General features: G+C 33.3%; 14 protein-coding genes, 1 riboswitch and 1 other annotated feature. Of the genes, 9 read left to right on the top strand and 5 right to left on the bottom strand.

Annotation, left to right across the window (positions count from 1 at the left end; translation table 11 throughout):
• Positions 1 to 2: 2 nt before the first annotated feature.
• From J2Z35_RS06510 to J2Z35_RS06500, 3 genes are read left to right on the top strand one after another with little or no spacing between them, the layout of a single operon-like run.
• Positions 3 to 1,190, top strand: a complete 1,188-nt coding sequence (locus J2Z35_RS06510) for a DUF58 domain-containing protein (RefSeq protein ID WP_209660575.1) — start codon at positions 3 to 5, stop codon at positions 1,188 to 1,190.
• 5 nt (positions 1,191 to 1,195) lie between these two features.
• A complete protein-coding gene (locus tag J2Z35_RS06505) occupies positions 1,196 to 3,391 on the top strand; it encodes a transglutaminase-like domain-containing protein (RefSeq protein WP_209660574.1) in 2,196 nt (731 codons plus the stop codon).
• Positions 3,392 to 3,409: 18 nt separating this feature from the next.
• A complete protein-coding gene (locus J2Z35_RS06500) occupies positions 3,410 to 4,756 on the top strand; it encodes an MBL fold metallo-hydrolase (RefSeq protein WP_209660573.1) in 1,347 nt (448 codons plus the stop codon).
• Between the two features lie 87 nt (positions 4,757 to 4,843).
• On the opposite strand, the gene ilvB is transcribed toward J2Z35_RS06500, so the two are convergent.
• From ilvB to J2Z35_RS06480, 4 genes are all read right to left on the bottom strand, one after another.
• A complete protein-coding gene (ilvB, locus tag J2Z35_RS06495; protein ID WP_209660630.1) occupies positions 4,844 to 6,478 on the bottom strand; it encodes a biosynthetic-type acetolactate synthase large subunit in 1,635 nt (544 codons plus the stop codon).
• Between the two features lie 27 nt (positions 6,479 to 6,505).
• The gene (gene ilvD, locus J2Z35_RS06490; RefSeq protein WP_209660572.1) at positions 6,506 to 8,152 is read right to left on the bottom strand and encodes a dihydroxy-acid dehydratase; all 1,647 of its coding nucleotides are present in this window, start codon (positions 8,150 to 8,152) and stop codon (positions 6,506 to 6,508) included.
• Positions 8,153 to 8,154: 2 nt separating this feature from the next.
• On the bottom strand, positions 8,155 to 9,138 hold the full coding sequence (ilvC, locus tag J2Z35_RS06485; RefSeq protein ID WP_209660571.1) for a ketol-acid reductoisomerase: 984 nt from the start codon (positions 9,136 to 9,138) through the stop codon (positions 8,155 to 8,157).
• A 76-nt stretch (positions 9,139 to 9,214) separates the two neighbouring features.
• Positions 9,215 to 9,415: an ACT domain-containing protein gene (locus J2Z35_RS06480; protein ID WP_209660570.1), complete on the bottom strand. Its 201-nt coding sequence runs from the start codon at positions 9,413 to 9,415 to the stop codon at positions 9,215 to 9,217.
• Between the two features lie 77 nt (positions 9,416 to 9,492).
• Positions 9,493 to 9,728 (bottom strand) — a binding site (T-box leader).
• A gap of 221 nt (positions 9,729 to 9,949) precedes the next feature.
• Between J2Z35_RS06480 and J2Z35_RS06475 the strand changes: the two genes are divergently transcribed.
• The 5 genes from J2Z35_RS06475 (at position 9,950) to thiC (ending at position 15,581) form a co-directional block, all read left to right on the top strand.
• Positions 9,950 to 11,131, top strand: coding sequence for a GNAT family N-acetyltransferase (locus J2Z35_RS06475; protein ID WP_209660569.1), 1,182 nt, complete (start codon positions 9,950 to 9,952; stop codon positions 11,129 to 11,131).
• Positions 11,132 to 11,190: 59 nt separating this feature from the next.
• A riboswitch (TPP riboswitch) is annotated at positions 11,191 to 11,297 on the top strand.
• A gap of 119 nt (positions 11,298 to 11,416) precedes the next feature.
• A complete protein-coding gene (gene thiW / locus J2Z35_RS06470; protein ID WP_209660568.1) occupies positions 11,417 to 11,914 on the top strand; it encodes an energy coupling factor transporter S component ThiW in 498 nt (165 codons plus the stop codon).
• 25 nt (positions 11,915 to 11,939) lie between these two features.
• Positions 11,940 to 13,574 carry a hydroxyethylthiazole kinase gene (gene thiM / locus J2Z35_RS14890; RefSeq protein ID WP_330623403.1) on the top strand — a complete coding sequence of 545 codons (1,635 nt, stop codon included), beginning with the start codon at positions 11,940 to 11,942 and terminating at the stop codon, positions 13,572 to 13,574.
• The gene (gene thiE, locus J2Z35_RS06455) at positions 13,567 to 14,193 is read left to right on the top strand and encodes a thiamine phosphate synthase (protein ID WP_209660567.1); all 627 of its coding nucleotides are present in this window, start codon (positions 13,567 to 13,569) and stop codon (positions 14,191 to 14,193) included. The genes thiM and thiE overlap by 8 nt, the downstream gene beginning before the upstream one ends.
• Before the next feature lie 83 nt (positions 14,194 to 14,276).
• Complete coding sequence (thiC, locus tag J2Z35_RS06450) at positions 14,277 to 15,581, top strand: phosphomethylpyrimidine synthase ThiC (protein ID WP_209660628.1); 1,305 nt, start codon at positions 14,277 to 14,279, stop codon at positions 15,579 to 15,581.
• A gap of 95 nt (positions 15,582 to 15,676) precedes the next feature.
• On the opposite strand, the gene J2Z35_RS06445 is transcribed toward thiC, so the two are convergent.
• Entirely contained in the window at positions 15,677 to 16,090 is a 414-nt protein-coding gene (locus tag J2Z35_RS06445) for a VOC family protein (RefSeq protein WP_209660566.1), read from the bottom strand.
• Positions 16,091 to 16,237: 147 nt separating this feature from the next.
• Here J2Z35_RS06445 and J2Z35_RS06440 point away from each other — a divergent pair, with 147 nt between their 5' ends.
• Entirely contained in the window at positions 16,238 to 17,539 is a 1,302-nt protein-coding gene (locus tag J2Z35_RS06440; protein WP_209660565.1) for a DUF2254 domain-containing protein, read from the top strand.
• Positions 17,540 to 17,566: the final 27 nt, after the last annotated feature.

Genomic DNA, 17,566 nt, shown 5'->3' with positions numbered 1-17,566 from the left:
TAATGATAAAAATTATTTCTTCAAAATATTTTTTGATAGGAATTTTTGCATTTCTATTTTCTCTTGTTTTGGGCGGAGATATTCCAAATATGCTTTTTAGGATATGGGTAGTAGCTGGAGCTTTAGCTATTGCAACACTCTTATCCTATACTTTTAAAATAAAATATACGTTTTATGTAGACAAAGAAGAGATAAAATCGGAAGAATCTATAAAAATGAGACATAGATTTTTCAATCACAGCAAGGCTATTCCTGCGAATTATGCGGAAATTATTGAGTTAAATGATTTAGATACTAAAAAAGACAATAATCCAAAGATCGTATCGATACCCCCTTTAGATGAATATCTTTTTGAAAAAGAAGTTAATGTAAAAAGGAGGGGTATTTATGACTTAGGAAAGTGTGTACTGAAGACACGGGATATATTTGGAATTTTTGAAATCCAAAGACGCTTTGATCCACAAAAGAAATTGATTGTTTTTCCTAAAGTAGTTGATATTAAAGAAGTAGCTTTGCTTCCCTCAGAAAGCTTTGGCTCAGAGGCAAATAAGATTTCTTTTTCAGAAGACTATACAAATATCGACAAGATTCGCAAATATGTAGTAGGAGATTCTCACAAAAAGATAAACCATAAGCTTACAGCTAGGTTTTCAGAAATTTTTATAAATGAATTTGAAAGCTCTTCAAGAGCAAGTGCGGTTTTTTTTATGGATGGTTTTAAGTTAGAGTATTCAAATGATGAAGGAAGAAAAGGAGAAGATAAGCTTATTGAGCTTATTGCTTCAATGACCAAGCTTTTTTTAATCAAAAAAATCCCCTTATTATATATGGACTCTACATCTAAAAAGAGATATCTTGAAATGAAAAATGAATATGATTTTAAAGGTCTTTTAAAAGAATTAGCAGGGTTTAACCCAGATGGAGACCTTCATTCGAGTCGAGTTTTGGAAATTGCATCCAAGGATTTTTTAGATAGAAAAGTCATTTTTATTTTTTCTAAAGAATTAGACAAAGAAAAGATAAGCAGATTTTTTATTCTCAAAAAAAAGGGATACAAGATAATTCCAGTCACAGTAGGAGATTATGAAAATAGAGCAAAATATGAAAGCATGCTTATAAAGGAAAGTATATGGCCTATAAATATAGGGCTTAATCAACCGGTTTCTGAAGTGTTTAGCAATAGAAGGTGATAATATTGAGTTATAAAAAAGGGTTATTTTATGAAATATTGGCTTTATTTTTATTGAACTTTAGTTTGTTTACTATGCTAATGGACTCTCTTGCAATTGAGGCTCCATTTTTTAACAGGCTACTGTTTATTGGAATATCCACAATACCGTATATATTGTGGAACTCATTTTTAATGGGAAGGGTAATTGTATATAATTTTTTATCGAAACTTAGTCTTATTCAAAAGGAAATACTGCTTTATGGGGTTTTAATTTCTATTATTTTATATTTTGGTTTTGATTCTACTAATAATTACTTTTACTGGCTAGGAGAAAGAATAAATGGAAGCTTTATTACTGAATCAAATGCATATGAAAATGCAAATAAATACTTGGGCTTAATATTATCTAGTTCGATTATAAGCATATTTTTAATTAGAAAAAACACAAAGCTACTTTTATTAATATATAGTTTCTTTATTTTTCAGTGGCATCTTTATGTAGAGAGTGCTTATGGAAATTCATTGATTTATACCCTTGGAATAATGATGTATTTTATATCTTCAAATAATGAAAGGGTTAAAGATGCAACAGGAAACATGCACCTTGGAAGCTATGGTCCGATTCTGGCTGGAGTAATAGCATTAAATGGTCTTATGATACCATTTTCTTTACCTGTGATTGAGCTTGATGGAGTATCTAGAGAGCTTACAGACAGATTTCCAGTCCTTGAATCCATGAGAAGTACTTTAGAGGATTCTATGGGTGGAAGCGAGTTTAGGTTTTCAAGTATGCCATACCAGCCTTCAACAAAAAGACTTGGAGGAAGTGTAGAGCTTTCTGATCAAAAGCTTTTTTATGTGCAGGCAGATAGTCCCAAATACCTAAGAGGTATAATTAAAGAAATATATACAGGTGAAAGTTGGGAAAAAGGGGATATCCAAAGATATTTTATGAGAGATAATAGATTTGATATAAATCCTGAGACATTAGGATATGAAAGCAGTAAAGTCACGATATATCCTACCTATATTAATACAAGAACCATATTTCATCCTTATTTTACCTATGAATTTGAAGGTTTTAATGGCAAGCTTATCTATGATGACTCAATACAGGTAGAGAAGGATTCTGGTTCTGGTAATCAAAAGACATCATATACTCTTCACACCTTTGAACCATCTTTTGTATGGGAAAGAGAGTATACAAGTGATGAAATCATCTATATAGAGCCTTATTTAGAGCTTCCAGATTCTATAACCGAAAGAACAATAGAGCTTGCACAGCAAATTACTGAAGGAGCAAATGGGGTACATCAGAAGCTAAAGGCCATAGAGAGTTATCTAAAAACCACATATCCATATACTCTTCAGACTAGCACACTGCCGCAGGGAAGAGATTTTGTAGATTATTTCCTATTTGAGGAACAACAAGGGTATTGTACCTATTATGCATCTGCGATGGCTGTAATGGGGAGAAGTCTTGGGATAGCAACCAGATATGTAGAAGGATTTAGAATGAACAGCGAAAAGGATGAAACTGGTGCTTACGTAGTAAGAGAGGATAGAGCACATGCTTGGGTAGAGGCGTTTGTACCTGGAAGCGGTTGGCTTACATTTGAGCCTACAGGGAGCTCATCAGGTGGAGCGTCAAATGGAGAAGAATCTCAAGATAGCTTTTATCTAAACCAAGGGGTTTTAGATGATGAGGTTTATATGGATATACAATATGAGGCAGAGGAGCAGGGAGAAGATATTTTAATTGCAAATATAGAGGATGGTGGAGGTAATATATATCCTGATACAAAAACAAAAAACCGATTTTTTATTTTTATAATAGCAGGTTTATTTGCAGGAATATTGATTGCTTCACTTAGATATAAAAATATTAAAATGAAGCTAAGACTTTTAGAAGAGGATAAAACAAGAAGAGGTCTGCTATTAAAGTATAAAGAAGCTATGGAGCTTTTTTATGAGATAAGGCCTGACTTGAAAAACATGTCTCCTATGGGGAAAATGAACAATATAAATTATTATTATAGTCTTTCTGAATATAACCTAGGTGAATATATTAATAAAATTGCATATTCTCAAAAACCTATAGATGAGGATGAAGCTGAGATTATGAATAGTATTTTCCAAAAATCTTTGGAGGAATATAAAAAATATAAAGGAAAATGGGTATATTATACAAAAGTTTATATAAAAGGAATAGGAAACTAGAATTTGAGGGGGGATTTTATGTTTTTTAAAAGGTTTTTTACAAAAGGACTTGCCCATTATTCATATATGATAGGTGATGGCGACAGTCTAGTCGTTATAGATCCTATGACAGATGTAAGTATTTATGTAGAGCAAGCGAGAAAAGCAAATATGAAGATCACCCATATCTTTGAGACCCATAGAAATGAAGATTATATTGTAGGCTCTCTCAATCTTTCTAAAAAAACAAATGCAGATATATATATTTCCAAATATGAAAATTTGGGATATGAATATGGAACGAAAATAGGAGAAGAAGATATTTTTGAGATAGGGGATATAAAAATAAAACCTATCCATACACCAGGTCATACCAAAGGGCATTTAGCCTTTCTAGTAACTCTAAAAGATGAAAATTACATGTTTTTTACAGGAGATGCATTATTTTTTGGAGATATTGGAAGGACTGACTTCTATGGAGAAGAAAATCTTGAAGAGATGACAGGAAAACTTTATGATAGCATATTTGAAAAGCTTTTTCCCCTTGGAAATCATGTGCTTTTATTTCCAGCCCATGGAGCAGGCTCAGCCTGTGGAGGTTCTATAGAAGAAAGAGAGTTTTCTACACTTGGTTATGAAAGACTGACAAATCAAGCTTTAAATGTGAGTTCAAAGGAAGAATTTATAAAAAAACACGGTTACATGAGGTTAAAGCCTCCTTATTTTGAAAAAATGGAAATTTATAATGTTAAAGGGTATGAAGATTTAAATGAAATAATTCTCAACCCTTTTACCATAGAGTCTTTATCTGATATAAAAGATAAAACTATAATAGATATAAGGGATAATGCTGCATTTGTAGGTAAGCATATGCCAAATAGTATATATTTCGGGGTAGATAATCTAAGTGCATATTTAGGTTGGCTTATTGGAACCGAAGAAACTATATATTTTATGGCTGACAATTTACCTGATGATATAGTCAAATTCGCATATTTAACTACGAGGAGAATAGGCTTTGAAAATATAGGAGGAGTTTTAGGGAGTGGAACAATTGATAAGCTTGAGAATTCTGGACAAGCTTTAGCCTCTATAGATGAGATTAGTGCAAAGGATTATTTTGAGCTTTGTCAACAAACTAATATTACAGTGCTTGATGTTCGTAAAGATGAAGAACTTTTAGATGAGGATCCAGTGGAAAATAGAATTCATATTCCTCTTCAGCTACTAAATGAAAATATGGGCAAACTAAAGGGCAAGGAGAATATAGTGATTCTTTGTGGCTCGGGAGAAAGAGCGACAATAGCCTCTTCGTATCTTAAAAAATACAATATAGATTCAAAGGTTATTGCAGGTGGAATACAAGGTCTTAATTCTTTAAGATAAAAAAAGCTCGATTTATTGGATGTCAATTTCCTTTAAATCGAGCTTTTTAGTATTTTTATTATAAAGAACATAAAATTATAAGTCTAATCAGCATTCTATGACATTATCAATACTCTTTCCAGGAGGAACTATAGGGTATACTCCTGTGTCTTTGTCTATTATGCACTCTATCAAGTTTATATCTTTCATTGGATTTATACCTGATAGAGATGTTTTTAGAGAATCTAGATCATCTGCCCTATGATAATTAACGCCGTAAGCCTTGCATAGGCTTTCAACGTCTAAGGCATCATTTATTGATGTACTTGAATATTTTTTATTGCAAAATAAACCTTGCCACTGCCTTACCATACCAAGTGAGCTGTTGTTGAATAAAACAACTGTAACAGGAATATTATAATGCCTCAATGTCAAAAGTTCGTTGTGATTCATTCTAAAAGAGCCGTCTCCAGTTATTAATACTACATTAGAATCTGGGTTTGCTACTTTAGCTCCTAATGCTCCTCCCATCCCAAAACCCATGGTACCAAGGCCACCAGATGTAATGAATGTCAAAGGGCTATGAAATTTCCAATATTTTGAGGTCCATATCTGATGCTGACCTACATCGGTTGCCACAATTGTATTTTGAGGCAAATTTTCTTGAATAGTTTCAAGTATTTTTTTAGGATGAAATCCCATAAATTCTTTTGTATCACTATTTTCCTCTAAATTTTTATAAGGCTTGTGATTTTTAAGCTTTTTCATAAGAGACTCAAGGATAAGGTTAAAGTCTCCAAGTATATTATATTTACTATCTATATTTTTCTTAAGTTCAGTAGCATCAACGTCTATATGTGCTATATCACCATTTCTACAGAAACCATTTCTATTTCCTATTGCACGGTCAGAAAATCTGACTCCAATTGCTATAATGAGGTCACTTTCATAACATAGTAGATTAGCATTACTGTCTCCATGCATTCCAACTATTCCATAAGAAAGAGGGGAGTTTCTATCAAATGAACCTAATCCCATTATAGAATTTACAACTGGTATGTTAAGTTTTTTTGCAAAAAGTCTAAGATTATAAGAAGCAGAGCTTTTTAAGACTCCACCACCTGCGTATATTACAGGGTTTTTTGATTTTTTTATTGCTGTTGCTAGACTTTCAATTTCAGCTTCATAATTAAAATGACGTAAATCCTCAGTTTGATATAATTTTTCATAGGTAGTGTCATGAATCTCTTCTAAAAATGCGTCCTTTGATATGTCTATAAGAACTGGGCCAGGTCTTTTGTCTTTTGCTACAAAAAAAGCTTCACTAATTACTTTTCCAATATCTGATGATTTTTTTACAAGATAGTTGTGTTTTGTGATTCCCATTGTAAGTCCTGTTACATCAATCTCTTGAAAGGAGTCTTTTCCTAAAAGAGATGTACCTACCTGTCCTGTAATTACAATAAGGGGTATGGAGTCCATATATGCTGTGGCTATCCCTGTTATTGTATTTGTAGCACCTGGTCCAGAGGTTGCAATGCATACTCCTACTTTTCCGCTGCTTCTTGCATATCCATCTGCACTATGGACAGCCCCTTGCTCATGACATGTTCTTATATTTAAAAAATCATCACAGTCATAAAGTGCATCATAAAGTGGGATTACTGCTCCACCGGGGTATCCAAATAGAGTATCAACCCCTTCTTCTTTTAAACATTTCAAAAGAAATTCAGCTCCGTTAATAAAAATTACCTCCCTTCCTACATATATTTATTTATATATTGCTCCTTCGTTTGATGAAGAAATAAAATGTGAATATCTTGTTAGATAGTTAGCTGTATCTTTCTTTAATGGCTCAAGCTTTGAAAGTCTTAAACTGATTTCTTCATCAGAAACCTTTAAATCTATGAGCCCAGCATCTATATCAATTTCAATAATATCTCCATCCTCTACAATTGCAATAGGTCCTCCCTGTGCAGCTTCTGGGGATACATGACCTATAGCAGCGCCTCTGCTTCCCCCGGAAAATCTTCCGTCTGTAATTAGAGAAACACTTTCATCAAGTCCCATTCCACAAAGGGAAGATGTTGGGGTGAGCATCTCTCTCATCCCTGGTCCACCTTTTGGGCCTTCGTATCTTATGACTACAGCTTCATCCATTTTTATTTTTCCAGAAAGAATAGCCTCTGATGCATCCTCTTCACTGTTGAATACTCTAGATATTAGTGTTTTTTTCATCATAGCTTCTGATACTGCAGATTTTTTTACTACGCACCCAAGGGGAGCGAGATTACCATAAAGAACTTTAATTCCACCAGTCTTAGAGTAAGGGTTAGATATAGGACGAATAATACCATCTTTTATTTTTCCTTCTATTAAAGGTCCTAATTTCCCACCAACAGTGATAGAGTCTTTATGAATTAAATCATTTTTTGCAAGCTCCTCCATAACTGCATATATACCACCGCTAAAATAGAGATCTTCAATATGATAATCTCCACCTGGAGAGAGTTTACAAAGTTGGGGTGTTTTCTTACTTACATCATCAATTAGGTTAAGGTCCAGGTTTATTTTTGCTTCTTTGGCGATTGCTGTAAGATGAAGCACTGTATTTGTGGAGCATCCTAGAGCCATGTCCACAGCTAGAGCATTTTCAAATGATTTTTTTGTAAGGATATCTCTAGGAAGTATATTATTTTTTAGAAGATTCATTATCTGCTTGCCTGATTGCTTTGCCAGTGTTTTTCGTTTTGAATATACTGCTGGAATAGTTCCATTTCCTTCAAGAGCTAGTCCTAATGCTTCACTAAGGCAGTTCATAGAATTTGCTGTAAACATACCAGCACAACTACCACAGGTAGGGCAGGAGTTTTCTTCTATTTCATTAAACTCATTTTCCCTTAAAAGATTATTTTTATAGCTACCAACAGCTTCAAAGGCACTTATAAGGTCAAGTGATTTGCCCATAAGATTACCTTTTAGCATAGGGCCCCCACTTACTATTATGGAAGGGATATTGAGTCTTGCCGCCGCCATCATCATAGCTGGAACAGATTTATCACAATTGGGAATAAGCACAAGAGCATCAAAGCTATGAGCCTTTACCATAACCTCTATAGTATCTACAATAAGCTCTCTACTTGGGAGAGAGTAATGCATTCCTTCATGATTCATAGCAAGGCCATCACACACTGCAATTGTAGGGAATTCAAATGGAATTCCTCCTTCCATTAGAATTCCTTTTTTTACCTCATCACAAATTCCTCTAAGGTGGATATGACCAGGTACGATTTCGTTAAAGGAGTTTACAACTCCAATAAATGGCTTTTTAAGGTCTTCATTGTCAAGCCCTAGAGATTTTAGAAGAGATCTATGGGGCGCTCTTTTATAGCCTGATTTTATATTGTCGCTTTTCATAATTATTCACCTACAAAGCTCATCATACTTCTTAGTTTTTTTCCAGTTTCAACTAAAGGATGATTAAGCTCCTCCTCTTTGACTTTAGAATAAAAAGGTCTTCCATTTTGATTTTCTTCTATCCACTCCTTTGCGAAAGTACCATCTTGGACTTCCTTTAAAACTTTTTTCATCTCCATTCGAGTGTTTTCGGTTACAATTCTTTTTCCCACCTTGTAATCTCCAAATTCTGCTGTATCACTAACGCTATATCTCATATTTTCAAAGCCACCTTCATACAAAAGGTCGACTATAAGCTTCATTTCGTGAAGACACTCAAAATATGCTATTTCCTTTTGATATCCGCTTTCTACAAGAGTATCAAATCCAGCCTTTATAAGCTCAGTGATTCCACCGCAAAGTACAGCCTGTTCACCAAACAAGTCTGTTTCTGTCTCTTCTTTAAAGGTAGTTTTTATAACACCAGCTCTTAAAGCACCAAGAGCCTTTGCATATGAGAGGGCAAGAGTCTGAGCATTCCCACTAAAATCCTGTTCAACTGCGAAAAGTGCAGGAACACCTTTACCATCTTCATAGACTCGTCTTACTAAATGACCTGGCCCTTTTGGTGCCACCATAAATACATCCACAAAATCCGGGGGCGTAATTTGACAGTAATTGATATTAAATCCATGGGCAAAGCCGAGGGCCTGACCCTTTTTTAGATTTTCTCTTATATCATTTTCGAATACCATTTTTTGTTTTTCATCTGGTATTAGCATCATAAGTACATCTGCCTCTTTTGCGCATTCGCTGGCTGTTTTTACAGTAAATCCTTCTTTTTCTGCTCTAACTCTACTCTTACTTTGAGATTCAAGTCCTACTAGTACTTCTACTCCTGAGTCTCTAAGGTTAAGAGCATGGGCATGGCCTTGGCTTCCATATCCAAGAACCGCCACTTTCTTATTTTTAAAAAAATCTAGATTTCCATCATTTTCATAAAACATATATATTCTCCCCTTTTATAGTAATTTTTTTAAAAGATTATAAGTTTTTTACTTTAGCGATAAAATTTCAAGGCAATTATGCTGAGACTGAAATATCAGCAAGTTTAGAAAGATGAGCTAAAACGTTATCTAAATCTTCTTCCCTTACGGTAATCGTCAAAAAATCGTCTGACATAGATATTCCATGAAGGTATATTTCTTTTCTTCTTATTACTCCCATAGCTCTTAAAAAAGAATCCATTCCAGAAGTTAGTCTAGCATTAACTGTTTTTTTCATAATCATTACCTCCATATATTTTTGATTGAAATAAAAAAATCCTTCATCTCTATAAACTCACCTAAGATAGGTAAACTTATAGGGACGAAGGATTCGCGGTACCACCCTATTTATGGCAATTGCCATCACTTATCAGGTCATTCAACCTTAGCCCGCTAACGAGGGCAGTCGTTTCCATCTACTGAATCAAAGGATTTTTTGAAGGAAAAGCTCAGGAGTGATCATTACATATCAAGTTAAGTCCGGCTCTCACCAACCCCGGCTCTCTGTACATAACCTTTAAAGATATCTTTGTCTCCATCTAAGCGTATATTTTTAACATTCATTTTCAGTAAGTTTAATATATTCAGAATAATAAGTCAATATACTTTTTTCAGATAAATTTTCCTATACATTTACTTAAATTATTTGAAAATGGTACAATAATTTAAGACAACGATTTCATGGAGATTATTCTGTAGCAAATTTTTTTAAGATTTTTAAACAAATTGAATATACTTTTATTAAAAAGATACAAAAAAATGGAGGGATGAGATGATTAATTTTAGATTAATAAATCATAATGAAATAGATGATGCCATAAAATTATCTGAATACTCTTTTAAATATATACTTAAAGGGGAAGAAAGAGAAAAAAGAGCTGATTTTATGACTAGACACGATATAATAGGTGTTTTTGAAAAAGATAAGATGATAGCAAAGACACATATTATTCCATTTGAAATAATCATAAATGACGAAAAATATGATATGGGTGGAATATATGGTGTTGCTACTTACCCTGAGTATCGAAGAAAAGGTATAGTTAATAAGCTTATGGATATGTCATTAGAGTTTATGAAAGAAAAGGGTCATTTAGTTAGTTATCTTCACCCCTTTGATATAGGCTTTTATAGAAAGTATGGATGGGAGCTTATATCTAACTTAAAGAAGACTACTGTTGAGGCTATAGACTTTTCTTATGACAAGACTATTAAGGGAGAGGTTGTAAGACCTGAAGGATTTGAGAGACTTTCAGACATAGATGATATTTATAATGCTTATATAAAAAACTATAATGCAATGATGACAAGAGCTAAACAGTGGTGGATTGAAACAAAGTATGACGAAAATTACTGTCCAGCTATATATTACGATGAAAATAAAATTCCAAGAGGATATATATTTTATAAAATCACAGAAGATGTAATGGAGATAGCTGAATATATATACCTTGATGAAGAATCAAGAAAGGGACTTTTTAATTTTATATCTAATCATGATTCGATGGTTAAAAAAGCAGACATAATGACAACAGATGATGAAAATATGTATTTTTTATTTGACAATCCATCTGTAAAGACAGAAATAATTCCATATTTTATGGGAAGAATTATACTTTTAAAAGCTTTTTTAGAAAAATATTTTAAAAATAAAAAGTTTGAGGAAAAAATCGTAATATGGGTTAAAGATGATAAGGCCCTTTGGAATCAAGGGAGATATGAGCTTTTAAATAATGAAATAAAATTTGAGCAATATGATGAGATAAGGGAAGAGGATATTGATTTTAATAAAGAAATCCTAACTGATATCAATACTCTTACAGTGGTTCTTTTAGGATTTCAAAAAATCAGTTTTTTGAAGGATGCTGGAAAAGTAAAGGGAGATAATGATAAAGTAAAGATCCTCGAAGCTTTAACTTATAATAAGTATAGTTCATTTTTGGATTATTTTTAGAAACTTAAACCTGACTTGTAAAAAAATTAGCTTCATGATATTATCAACTCATAACTTAATAAACGAACTAGGGGTGCCGAAGCAATCGGCTGAGATAAAGATGTATTCTTTGACCCTTTAACCTGATCTGGATAATGCCAGCGTAGGGAAGTTTAGGCTGATGTAATTTATTGAGCATAAACCTTTACGGGATTATGCTCTTTTTTCGTCTCCAAGACTTCCTCCCAACAGTTTTCATACCATTTGGTATTTGATATACACAATATTTTAAGGGAGGTTTTTCATATGAATACTAAAAAACTTGTATTTTCTTCAATGCTAATAGCAATTGGAACTCTTCTGGGACATGTTATATATATACCAGTTGGAGTTGCAAAATGCTTTCCTATCCAGCACACAATCAATGTAATCTCGGCCGTGCTTCTTGGTCCCTACTTTGCAATTTTAAACGCTTTTTCAATCTCTCTACTTCGAAATATTCTTGGAACAGGATCTATACTTGCTTTTCCAGGAAGCATATTTGGAGCGCTTTTAGCGTCGTTTTTGTATAAAAAAACTAAAAATATTGCTTCGGCTGCCTTTGGAGAAATAATAGGAACAGGAATAATCGGAGCACTTGTAGCGTTTCCACTTGCAAAGATTTTTCTTGGAAGTCAGGCTGCGGCATTCTTTTTTGTAGTACCTTTTCTTGTAAGTTCATCAGGGGGAAGTATTATAGCCGTTCTTATATTAAAGTCTGCAAATATGCTTAATGCATTTAAAAGCACGGGTTTGGAAAGTTAATATAAAGTGAATGGAGATGAAATAAATGAAAAAAACTCTTACAATAGCAGGCTCAGACTCATCGTGTGGAGCGGGAATACAAACTGATCTTAAGACATTTGTAGCCCACGGAGTATATCCTCTTACTGCAATAACTGCAATAACTGCTCAAAACACAGTAGGAGTTAGTCATATTGAGGAGCTTTCAATGGAGTCTATAAAGCTTCAAATTGAGGCTGTTGTAAATGACATTGGAGCGGATTCAGTAAAAATAGGAATGCTATCAAACAAAGAAACTATACTCACCGTATCTAAAACTCTTAAAGAGCTAAATTTGACAAATATAGTTCTAGACCCAGTTATGGTATCAACAACAGGGCATAAGCTAATTAAAGATGATGCAATAAATACTCTGATTGAACAGCTATTTCCAATAGCTGATATAATCACTCCAAATATCAAAGAAGCAGAACTTTTGGTTGGGTTTGAAATAAAAAATGAAGAATCCATGGAAAAAGCTGCTAAAAAACTAAGGGAATATACAAAGGGAGATATTCTTATAAAAGGTGGACATTTAGATAAAGAAGATGCTGTTGATATATTTTATTCAGATGGAAATATACATAGCTTTATATCTAAAAGGGTAGATTCTTCAAATACTCATGGAACAGGATGCACATTATCCTCAGCTATAGCAGCAAACCTTGCCAACGGGAAATCAAAGGTTGAAGCTGTAAGAGATGCAAAAGATTTTATCACATCGGCTATAGAGAGCGGTATTGACATAGGAAAGGGCTCAGGTCCTACAAATCCTCTATTTTTTTTGAAACCATATAGTCCTGAGAAAATATCAAAGGAGGATAGTTTTATGAAAGAAACAGATGAATTTTATGACTTGATTGAATCTCTAAGAGGGAAAAAACCTTTAATACATCACATTACAAATAGCGTAACTATAAATGATTGTGCAAATATAACTCTTGCAATTGGAGGAAGTCCAGTGATGGCTGATGATATAAATGAGGTTGAAGAAATGGCTTCAATAGCATCGGCTCTTGTCATAAACGTTGGAACTCTAAACTCAAGAACTATAGAGTCTATGATAAAGGCAGGTAAGATGGCAAATGAGATGGGAATTCCTGTAATACTTGATCCAGTTGGGGCGGGAGCAACGAGTCTTCGAAAAAATACTTTAAATAACCTTCTAAGAGAAGTAAGGTTTGCTGTAATAAAAGGAAATTCCTCTGAAATAATGAGTCTTATAGAGGAAGATAAGAAAGGTAGGGGAGTTGACTCTCTTCACAAAAGTACTGAGGCTCTAATCATAGCTAAAGAACTTGCAAAAAAATACAGCTCTGTAATTGCTGTAAGCGGAGATGTAGATATAGTAACTGATGGAGATAGAGTTGCAAAAATAAAAAATGGAACATCTATGATGGGAGATGTCACAGGAACAGGTTGCATGGGGGCCTCACTTATTGCGAATTTTTGCTCTATTTCAAAGAGTAACTTTGAAGCTGCTATACTTGGACTTTTGTCAATAGGAATAGCTGGAGAGATGGCTGAATCTAGCCTTAGAAACAACGAAGGGATAGGTACCTTCAAAGTAAGGATGATGGATTATGTTCATAGTATAGATTCAAGAACACTTAAAACAAAGGGGAAAGTGGAATATGTGTAAAAAAATAAATTATTCCCTCTATCTTATATCTGATAGAAACGAATCTCTAGATGAATTTTTATATAAAATAGAGCAAAGCATTTTAGGGGGAGTAAAAATAGTTCAGCTTAGAGAAAAAAACTGCTCTACCTTAGAATATATAGAGATTGGAAAAAGAGTGAAGGCATTAACTGATTCATACAACATACCACTTATAGTAAACGATAGAATCGATGTGGCTTTGGCTATAGATGCTTCAGGGATTCATCTTGGACAAGAAGATATGCCTCTTGATATAGCAAGGAGGATTATGGGAACTGAGAAGCTTATAGGAATTTCTACAAGAAATATAGATGAAGCTACTAAGGCTGAAATAAATGGTGCTGATTATATAGGAGTTGGAGCAATTTTTGAGACAGATACAAAATCAGATGCTAGAAAAATTCACTTTGATGATATTAAAAAAATAAAAAGTAGTGTGGATATTCCTGTTCTTGGGATAGGAGGAATAAATAAAGACAATATCCATATAGTAAAAATGCTGAATCTTGATGGAATATGTATATCATCTGGGATATTAAGAGATAAAAATCCAAAAGAAGCTGCAAATATCTTAGTGGAAAAATTTATGAGTTTGTAGAGTTATATCTTTTTTGAAATTTTCAAATAAAATCAGACTGCATAGTCATAAGTGACTATGACAATATTATATTAGGAGATGAAATTATGTATAGTACTCAAATGGAAGCTGCAAAAAAAGGTATCGTAACAAAGGAAATCAAGAGGGTGGCAGAAAAAGAGAAAATAGATGAGAAAGTTTTAATGGAACTTGTTGCAACCGGGAAAGTTGCAATACCTGCTAATAAAAATCATAAAATGCTGGACCCAGAAGGGGTAGGAAAAGGGCTTAGTACAAAAATAAATGTAAATCTTGGAATATCAAGAGACTGCGCAGATGTTGACAAGGAGATGGAGAAAGTAAAGACAGCAATAGACATGAAGGCGCATGCAATAATGGATTTAAGTTCATATGGAAAAACCCATGAATTTAGAGAAAGGCTTGTGCAGACATCAACAGCAATGATAGGTACTGTGCCTATTTATGATGCAATGGGCTTTTATGATAGAGATATAAAGGATATCACTCCAAAAGAGTTTTTGGATGTAGTTAAAAAGCATGCAGAGGATGGAGTGGATTTTATGACTATCCATGCTGGGCTAAATAGAGAAACGGTTGAAATATTCAAAAGAAATAAGAGGCTTACAAATATAGTGTCAAGAGGAGGATCTCTTCTTTATGCATGGATGGAGCTAAACAACAGGGAAAATCCATTTTATGAATATTATGATCAGCTGCTTGATATATGTAGAGAGTACGATGTCACACTTAGCCTTGGAGATGCACTTAGACCTGGAAGCATTAATGATAGCACAGATATATGTCAGATAAAAGAGCTGATGACCCTTGGAGAACTAACCCTAAGAGCATGGGAAAAGGATGTACAGATTATAATTGAAGGACCGGGACATATGTCTATAGATGAGATAGAAGCTAATATGATACTTCAGAAAAAGCTTTGTCATGGAGCTCCTTTTTATGTACTAGGGCCTATAGTTACAGACATAGCTCCTGGATATGATCATATAACCTCTGCAATTGGAGGAGCTATAGCTGCTACACATGGAGCAGACTTTTTATGTTATGTTACTCCAGCTGAACACCTTAGGCTACCTACACTTGATGATATGAAAGAAGGGATTATAGCATCGAGAATAGCTGCCCATGCTGCAGATATAGCTAAGAATGTAAAAGGAGCTAGAGATTGGGATAATGAAATGAGCAAGGCAAGAAAAGAAATAGACTGGAACAAAATGTTTGATCTTGCACTCGATAGCGAAAAAGCAAAAAGATATAGAGAGGAATCTTCACCAGAGCATGAGGATAGCTGTACAATGTGCGGAAAAATATGTGCAATGAGGACCATGAACAAAGTGATGGCAAATGAAAGCCTCACTCTTTCAGAATAAACCTTAAAAAATAACTCTATTAGAACAATAATAAAAAAATTCCAAAGATAGATAGTCAAAAAATTAGATTATCTACTTTGGAAGTTTTTTGTGTATTAAAGAGGTTTGCTTCCTAAATCTTCCATAAATCTAAGAAGATAACCATCAGGATCCATCAACATAAAATGCTTTTCACCATGAAGTTCCCCGTCTTTTTTATACCATTTTTCATCAAGTTTTGATAGTAAAGGATGACCCTTTTCCTCTAGTTTTTGTACAAGCTCTTCAACAGAAAGGGCTTCTATTGAAAAATTTACTCCTCGGCCAAAAGGATACTCAAGTTCAGCTTTTTTCCAAGCCTCATTCGAGTTTTCCTGAAGAAGCATCTGAGAACCATTAAAAGATATGAAGGCAAAGTCTTTGTCTTCTCCTACATATTTTTTTTCAAAGCCTAGTATATTACAATAAAATTCAATGCTTTTTTCTATAGATGTCACTGTGATTTCAGGAATCAGTTTATTATATTTCATATCTTACCTCCTAATAATGTTTACTATGAAATAGTATCATAGATTTATAAGATGAAAAAGAGAAAAATGAATATTGAGAAGTGATTAATCATTATGTATTGTGGATAAAAGTAAGAGAAGATACTTGATGAATGGAGGGACGAGAATATGAGGTTAATGAGATGGCTGTTAAAGCTTAGAAAAAGTATATGGGTATATCCAATTTTTTATAGTATAACTTCTCTTATTCTTTCCATTTTTATTATAACTCTGGATTCTAGATGGATTTTGGATATAGAAAATTATATGCCTGAAATTTTTTTTACATCTGTAGATTTAGCTGAAACTGTATTAGCTACTATCGCAGGAGCACTTCTTTCTATGACCATATTTACCTTTTCAACAACTATGGTGGTACTTACAATGTATTCCTCACAATTTTCTCCTCGGACAGTGGAAAATTTTTTAACGAATAAAATTACAATGCAGATATTAGGAGTATTTATGGGAGGCTTTGTATACTCCATATTTTCATTATTGTTTATGAGACAATCTCTCTCTGAAATGATGGTAATATCTGCAACAATTGGGGTAATATATGCGATAATTTGCTTGGTTTATTTTGCGGTTTTCGTTCACCATGTGGGCAATTATATACAGGCAAGTAACCTTATACAAAGGCTTAATGAAAGCTCATTTGAAAAGGTTAGCGAATATAAAAACATGGTAAATAAATGGGGAATCACAAGGGAATTAGATATTTATGAATATGGAGTAGTTTTAAGTATTACAAGTAAAGAAAATGGATATATTCAGCTTATAGACTATGAGGGTATATATGAAGTTGCACAGGAAACAAAAAGTACTATAATTTTAGAAAAAGTAATTGGACAATTTATTACTGATGACACACAGATAATGTCTATTCATGTGAAAGAAATCTCTAAATTTGAAGAAAAAAATATTAATCAAGTGCTCTCATTTATAACTATTGGAAGTGAAAAAACTGACCTACAGGACTTTAATTTTTCTATACAAAAAATTGTAGAAATCGCTCTAAGGGCAATTTCTCCTGGAATTAATGACCCCAACACTGCTAATCATTGCATACTTATGCTGGGGGTGATTTTAGGGAAACTTTCTGATTTAGAAAAAGGGTACTTGGTATTCGAAGATGATAATAAAGAAGGTAGAGCTATCTTTGAAGCGATAGATTTTAATAAAGAACTATACTTTACTTTCTATCAAATAATTTATTATGGAAATGGAGATATATCAGTAGTTCTATCTATATTAAAATCTTTAAGATTCGTTATGGAAAAAGCTTCAAAAGAGAATAGAGTAATTACATTAAAATTTGTTAACTATATTATGGATAAGATTGAGCCTAATTTGAGAAAAGGAATAGATTATGAAATGATTAAATCTGAAAGGGAAGAAATATATAGTATTTTCTCAAAAAGAGGATAATAAGTATTAATTATATACTATAATATA

Source organism: Acetoanaerobium pronyense, assembly GCF_017874355.1.
Lineage (GTDB): Bacteria > Bacillota > Clostridia > Peptostreptococcales > Filifactoraceae > Acetoanaerobium > Acetoanaerobium pronyense.
The sequence above is the reverse complement of the archived record's forward strand: the minus strand, read 5'-3'. Positions and strand labels throughout refer to the sequence as shown.

Bases quoted from the DNA above. Each gene is read 5' to 3' on its own strand.
- J2Z35_RS06510 (WP_209660575.1), top strand. From the start codon at position 3: ATGATAAAAATTATTTCTTCAAAATATTTTTTGATAGGAATTTTTGCA.
- J2Z35_RS06500 (WP_209660573.1), top strand. From the start codon at position 3,410: ATGTTTTTTAAAAGGTTTTTTACAAAAGGACTTGCCCATTATTCATAT.
- ilvD (WP_209660572.1), bottom strand. From the start codon at position 8,152: ATGAAAAGCGACAATATAAAATCAGGCTATAAAAGAGCGCCCCATAGA.
- ilvC (WP_209660571.1), bottom strand. From the start codon at position 9,138: ATGTTTTATGAAAATGATGGAAATCTAGATTTTTTTAAAAATAAGAAA.
- J2Z35_RS06480 (WP_209660570.1), bottom strand. From the start codon at position 9,415: ATGAAAAAAACAGTTAATGCTAGACTAACTTCTGGAATGGATTCTTTT.
- J2Z35_RS06475 (WP_209660569.1), top strand. From the start codon at position 9,950: ATGATTAATTTTAGATTAATAAATCATAATGAAATAGATGATGCCATA.
- thiW (WP_209660568.1), top strand. From the start codon at position 11,417: ATGAATACTAAAAAACTTGTATTTTCTTCAATGCTAATAGCAATTGGA.
- thiM (WP_330623403.1), top strand. From the start codon at position 11,940: ATGAAAAAAACTCTTACAATAGCAGGCTCAGACTCATCGTGTGGAGCG.
- thiE (WP_209660567.1), top strand. From the start codon at position 13,567: ATGTGTAAAAAAATAAATTATTCCCTCTATCTTATATCTGATAGAAAC.
- J2Z35_RS06445 (WP_209660566.1), bottom strand. From the start codon at position 16,090: ATGAAATATAATAAACTGATTCCTGAAATCACAGTGACATCTATAGAA.
- J2Z35_RS06440 (WP_209660565.1), top strand. From the start codon at position 16,238: ATGAGGTTAATGAGATGGCTGTTAAAGCTTAGAAAAAGTATATGGGTA.